Annotated in this window: 4 protein-coding genes and 2 pseudogenes; 3 read left to right on the top strand and 3 right to left on the bottom strand. The window is 64.1% G+C overall.

The window, feature by feature from the left end; translation table 11 throughout:
- Window positions 1-309, top strand: a pseudogene (locus tag AHiyo1_RS16890) (amino acid permease); the annotation flags it as partial.
- On the opposite strand, the gene AHiyo1_RS16895 reads toward AHiyo1_RS16890, so the two are convergent.
- Window positions 299-1498 carry an MFS transporter gene (locus AHiyo1_RS16895; protein ID WP_059389317.1) on the bottom strand — a complete coding sequence of 400 codons (1200 nt, stop codon included), beginning with the start codon at window positions 1496-1498 and terminating at the stop codon, window positions 299-301. The pseudogene AHiyo1_RS16890 and the gene AHiyo1_RS16895 sit on opposite strands and share 11 nt — an antisense overlap.
- A 205-nt stretch (window positions 1499-1703) precedes the next feature.
- Here AHiyo1_RS16895 and AHiyo1_RS16900 point away from each other — a divergent pair, with 205 nt between their 5' ends.
- Complete coding sequence (locus AHiyo1_RS16900; RefSeq protein ID WP_059389318.1) at window positions 1704-2093, top strand: hypothetical protein; 390 nt, start codon at window positions 1704-1706, stop codon at window positions 2091-2093.
- Window positions 2094-2219: 126 nt separating this feature from the next.
- Complete coding sequence (locus tag AHiyo1_RS16905; RefSeq protein WP_059389319.1) at window positions 2220-2477, top strand: mycoredoxin; 258 nt, start codon at window positions 2220-2222, stop codon at window positions 2475-2477.
- Between the two features lie 28 nt (window positions 2478-2505).
- Here the strand turns inward: AHiyo1_RS16905 and AHiyo1_RS16910 are convergent, their stop codons facing one another.
- Together AHiyo1_RS16910 and AHiyo1_RS16915 are read right to left on the bottom strand one after the other, a co-directional pair.
- Complete coding sequence (locus AHiyo1_RS16910; protein ID WP_059389320.1) at window positions 2506-4806, bottom strand: FdhF/YdeP family oxidoreductase; 2301 nt, start codon at window positions 4804-4806, stop codon at window positions 2506-2508.
- Window positions 4807-4862: 56 nt separating this feature from the next.
- Window positions 4863-5350, bottom strand: a pseudogene (locus AHiyo1_RS16915) (lipoate--protein ligase family protein); the annotation flags it as partial.

Below are 5350 nucleotides of genomic sequence, written 5' to 3' on the forward strand. Positions count from 1 at the left end.
CCCCGGTACCGTGTCCCGCACCGGGCCGAGGTCACTCTCGCCGTCGTGATCTGCGTGATCGTCGCGTTCGCCGACTTGCGCGGCGCGATCGGTTTCTCCTCGTTCGGCGTCCTCATCTACTACCTGGTCGCCAATATTGCGGCGTATACCCAACCGGCCGAAGACCGCCGATACCCCAAAGCGCTCCAGGTGTTCGGAGCCCTGGCCTGTGTGGTCCTCGTGAGCACGCTCCCGCCGCTATCGGCGGCCGTGGGCGTCCTCATGTTCGCGGCAGGCATCCTCCTGCGCGTCGCGAGGCTCAAGCGATAGCGTCATGGGTTGGCGCAGGGCCAGCAGGAAGTTCCTTCGGCAGCGTTCGCCGCGACGTCCGCCCGGCCAGGACAATGACAAGCAGGGCCAAGACCGTGAGTGCGGCGCAAGCCGCGAAGATGCCCTGGTAGCCGAGCGCCGTCGTCGATCCCAAGGCGATGATGGGGCCCGAGACGATAGCGCCGACGCGGCGCGTGTTGGTGTAGAGCCCCGAAGCCAGGCCGGGACGGGGAATCAGCCGCTGGAACAACGTCAACCCCACGCCCGCCACAATCCCGAAGAACCAGGCATTCAGGACCTGGAGCGCAATCAGGGTGGCGGGGTTGGAGACAAAGGCCATGCCCGCGTAGTAGGCGATCCCGGCCACGCATCCGGAGGCGATGAGCGCCCGGCTGGAGTAGCGGCGCGCCAGCCGCCCGATCAGGAAGAGCGCAGGTATCTCAAGCGCGGCCGACACGCCAAGCGCGATGCCCGCCCAGATGACATCCACACCGAGCCCTTGGGTCACGAACAGGCTCATGATGGACACAGCGGCGCTGTTGGTGGCCTGCAAGGCGACAAAGGCGAAGACGACGGCAGCGACCCCGAATTTCGAGAACGGGTGCCCATCCTCTTCGGCATGGGCCTTGGGACGATTCTCGTCGGAGGCAGCGCGCCGTCGGGAAATCATGGCAGCAGTCGTGGTGACGTTGAGGACGGCCACCACACCAAGCGCGAGCAGGATGGCCCGATTGCCCAGCGCGCCCATGATGAATGTCGCGAGGGGCGGTCCCGCGACCCAGGCGAAAGAGACAATCGCGCGGGTGTTCATCACGTCGCTCATTCCGGCGCCTGAGTGCCTGAGGTGGGCGAACAAGAGCGAGCTTCCGACCCCTGCCGGGCCGCCAAGGACTATCAAGCCCACGACGGCGAGCGGCAGCGAAGTGCTCATGGCCAGGAGGGTGGACAGCGCCAGGGTCAGGACGCCACAGGCCAGCATGGGGCGCAAGTAGTCGTTTGCACGGTCGGCATACGCCGGCACAAGAAGGGAAGCGACGAAGCCGCTGGCATTGTAGACCGCGAGGACCCACCCCACCTCGGCCGGGGTGGCGTTGAAGAGCGCCACCAGCAGGAGTGCCAGCGCGGGGTTGAGAAACGCGAACTGGAACCCCCACAACAGCGCCGCAGACGGGACGAGCAATCGCTTCATGCTTCCATTCGGGTTATCCACGCCCTCAACCCTAGAAGCCTTCCCGGCCGTGAGGGAGGCCCTGCCGGTACCTGTATCGGCAGGTCTTCCGGCTGGTCAAGACGGATTTTGGCCGCGGGCCCGAGAGGATCCGGCCGGCGGCGGGGCTCTGACAAAACCCGAATCAGGGGTGGACGGCGGAGGTCGCACAGAGCAGGATTGAGCCATGAGCATCCATGAGGCACTTCTGAAGCAGGCCAGCGTAACCGCCACGGAAGCCACGCTCGTGGCGAAGTTCGAGATCGAGGGCAACATCCCTGGTTCCGGCGCCTATGTCGTAGGCCTGGTCGCGGCGACTCCGGACTATTCCTCTCAGCGAAGACTGGGTATCGAGTTCATGAACGGGGAGGCGATCGCCTTCTTCTCCTTTAACCACGACCAAAGCGCCGAAGAGAACTACGACCTGAAGGGTGTTGAGCACTCGGGGAACACTATTACCGGCCATTTCCCCCTCTCGGCGATCAACGGCCTTGGCAAGGGACATGTGATGACGGCCTTCAGTGAAGCCGACGGCCGTGAGTTCCAGTCCGGCGTCACCGTCGAAGAGTCGCTCTAGGACCGCGCGCCCAAATCCATGACCGATTCGCCCTTGCGTGTCATGTGACACATGCGCGCGAAGGAATAGTGCCTGCCGGGTTACCGTTGATGCGAGTAGTTCAAAACAACGACGGCAGGAGAATCCGTGGACTTCACCCCCGAATCCGGCACCATCACTATGTTCTCGACCACTTGGTGCGGTTATTGCAACCGCCTGAAGAAGCAGCTGGACGCCAAGGGCATCGGCTACAACGAGATCAACATCGAAGAGGTCGAGGGCACTGCCGAACTCGTGGAGAAGCTGAACGGCGGGAACCAGACCGTCCCCACGGTCCTCTTCCCGGACGGAACCGCGGCCACCAACCCGTCCGCAGCCGAGGTCGAAGCGCGCCTCGCCGCCTGAACCTCCAGAGCTGGGTTATCCGGCTGAGTTATCCCGGTGGTGCGGCTGGTTCCAGGCGCACCACCACGGACTTGGACGCAGGAGTGTTGCTGCCCTCGGCGGTCGAATCCAGCGGTACAAGGACGTTTGCCTCCGGGTAATAGGCAGTCACGCAACCGCGGGCCGTGGGGTACGCGATCAACCGCAGCTGGCGCAGGACCCTGTCCACGCCGTCGTCGGCTTCGCTGTGGACGTCCACATAGCCGCCGTCGGCAAGGCCCAGGTCAGCCAGGTCGTCGCTGTGCGCAAAGAGCACCATGCGGCCCTTCTTCACGCCGCGGTAGCGGTCGTTCATGCTGTAGGTGGTCGTGTTGAACTGATCGTGGGAGCGCACCGTCTGGAGCAGCAGGCGCCCCTCCGGGACATGGATGGTCTCAAGGTCGTTGACAGTGAACATCGCTTTCCCGGTGGCGGTGGGAAACTTCCGCTCGTCCCGGGGGCCGTGGGGCAGGACGAAACCGTCACGGCTCCGGGCTTTCTTATTGAAGTCCTCGAAGCCAGGCACCACGTGGGAGATGTGTTCGCGCACTGAGTCGTAGTTCGCTTCGAAACTTCGCCAGTCCACAGGGACTTTGTCGCCGAGTACCGTGGCGGCCATGCGGCATACGATCGCCACTTCGGACAAGACTTTGTCCGAAATCGGCTCCAGCCTTCCCGCCGAGCGGTGAACCGCGCAGACGGTGTCCTCGACGGTGACGAACTGCTCTCCGCCGGCCTGGCGGTCTATTTCCGTACGGCCGATGGTCGGCAGGATCATCGCTTGCTCCCCCACCACGGCGTGGGAACGGTTGAGCTTCGTGGAGATCTGGACTGACAATCGGGTCTTGCGGACGGCCGCCTCGGCAGCAGTGGTGTCAGACATTGCGTGCACGAGGTTTCCACCGAGCGCTACGAGCACCTTGATCCTGCCGTCCCGCATGCCGCGGATGCTGTCCACGGAATCGACGCCGGGGTGCCGCGGCGGGTCGAAGCCGAATTCCTGCTGCAGGGCGTTGAGGAATGGTTCGGGCATCTTCTCCCAAATGCCCATGGTGCGGTCGCCCTGGACGTTGCTGTGCCCACGGATCGGCGACGGTCCGGCGCCGGGTTTGCCGATGTTTCCACGGAGCAACAGCAGGTTGACGATCTCCTTGATGGTGGACACGGCCTTCTTGTGCTGGGTCAGGCCCATCGCCCAGGTGATGATGACTTTCTCCGCACGCAGGTAGCGGGATGCGAGCTCGTCGATTTCCTCGGTCCTTAGGCCCGTCGCGGCAAGGACGTCCTTCTCGTCCAGCTCGTCGATGTGGGCTTGGAACTCTTCGAGTCCTTGGCAGTGCTCCTCGATGAACGCATGATCGAGTACCGCCCCCGGCGCTGCCTTCTCCGCGTCCAGAACCCGCTTGGAGACTGCCTGAAGCAACGCCATGTCTCCTGCGAGGCGGATCTGCAGGAACTGGTCCGCCAAGTCCGTTCCTTTGCCCACCAGCCCACGGGGACGTTGCGGGTTCTTGAAGTTGATGAGTCCGGCTTCGGGGAGCGGGTTCACCGCCACAATGCTGGCACCAGCGAGTTTTGCCTCCTCCAACGCGGTGAGCATCCGGGGGTGGCAGGTCCCCGGGTTTTGGCCCATGATGATGATCAAATCCGCCTTGGCGAAGTCCGTGTAGCTGACGGCGGACTTTCCGACGCCGAGCGTCTCACCGAGGGCAAGCCCCGTGGACTCGTGGCACATGTTCGAGCAATCGGGCAGGTTGTTGGTTCCGAACGCCCGGACGAAGAGCTGGTAGACAAACGCGGCTTCGTTGCTCGTCCGCCCGCTCGTGTAAAAGGTCGCTTCGTCAGGCGATTCCAGGGCGTTCAGCTCACGGGCCACAATCCGGAACGCATTGTCCCAACTGATGGAACGGTAGTGGCTGGAACCCGCGGGTTTGTAGACGGGTTCAACGAGCCTGCCCTGCTGTCCCAGCCAGTATTCCGAGCGCTGGGCGAGGGATTCGACGTCGTTCTCGTCCCAGAAACCGGACGGAACCTTGAGCGGATCAGCCTCCCACCCGACGGCCTTCGCACCGTTCTCACAGAACTCGGCCAGCTTCCGCTCGGGAGGATCCGGCCAGGCGCAACTCATGCAGTCGAAGCCGTCCTTCTGGTTCATGGCCAGCAAGGACTTCCAAGTGCGGGACGGCCCCATCTGGCTCACCGCACGCGGCAAGGAGTCCACCAGGCTGGGCAAACCCGCGGCCGATCGCTTCGGCGGTCCAACGGTGAGGTCCGCATCGGAATCGTGAACAACCGATGGCTTCTTGTCCATTGTTCTACCTCGGTCCACTTGCTTGTGGCCTCAAGCGTAGTCCTGGCAGTATTCGTCTACAACGCCGTGCTGGTGCTCGTCACGGGGAGCAGGCTCTGGAAATCGCCGTCGACGAGTTCGGCATATTCCGCGTAAGCCGCGACGACGGCTCCCTCCACCGTGGGTACGTCCAGCTGCGGCAAGAGGTCGTTGGCCGCCCCGGCAGTGGCTGGGTCCCACTCGAGTCCGAGGGCGCCATAGCTGGCAGTGAGGACTTCGCGGATGGGCGCCGAGTTCTCGACGACGATCACCGAACTGAACAGCCACCCCCCGGAGACAACCCTCTGGGCGGTCCCGACCAGCTTGATCTGGTGCGTTGGAAAATCGGGGTCCAGGCCGTGGACGCTGAACTCGCCCGGGCAGTACTCCCCGGGGATCTCCCCGACGGCGGCCTGCACCCCGACGCGGCGGAGCGCACCAGCGAGCAGCTCGCCAAAGAAGGAGAATCGGGCCTTCGCCCCGGCAATCGCGTCGGCGTGAGGCTCCACATGATCGATCACCAGGG

It is taken from the genome of Arthrobacter sp. Hiyo1, assembly GCF_001263615.2.
Classification (GTDB): Bacteria; Actinomycetota; Actinomycetes; order Actinomycetales; family Micrococcaceae; genus Arthrobacter.

Coding starts and splice junctions, on each gene's coding strand:
- AHiyo1_RS16895 (WP_059389317.1), bottom strand. CDS start 1,498: ATGAAGCGATTGCTCGTCCCGTCTGCGGCGCTGTTGTGGGGGTTCCAG.
- AHiyo1_RS16900 (WP_059389318.1), top strand. CDS start 1,704: ATGAGCATCCATGAGGCACTTCTGAAGCAGGCCAGCGTAACCGCCACG.
- AHiyo1_RS16910 (WP_059389320.1), bottom strand. CDS start 4,806: ATGGACAAGAAGCCATCGGTTGTTCACGATTCCGATGCGGACCTCACC.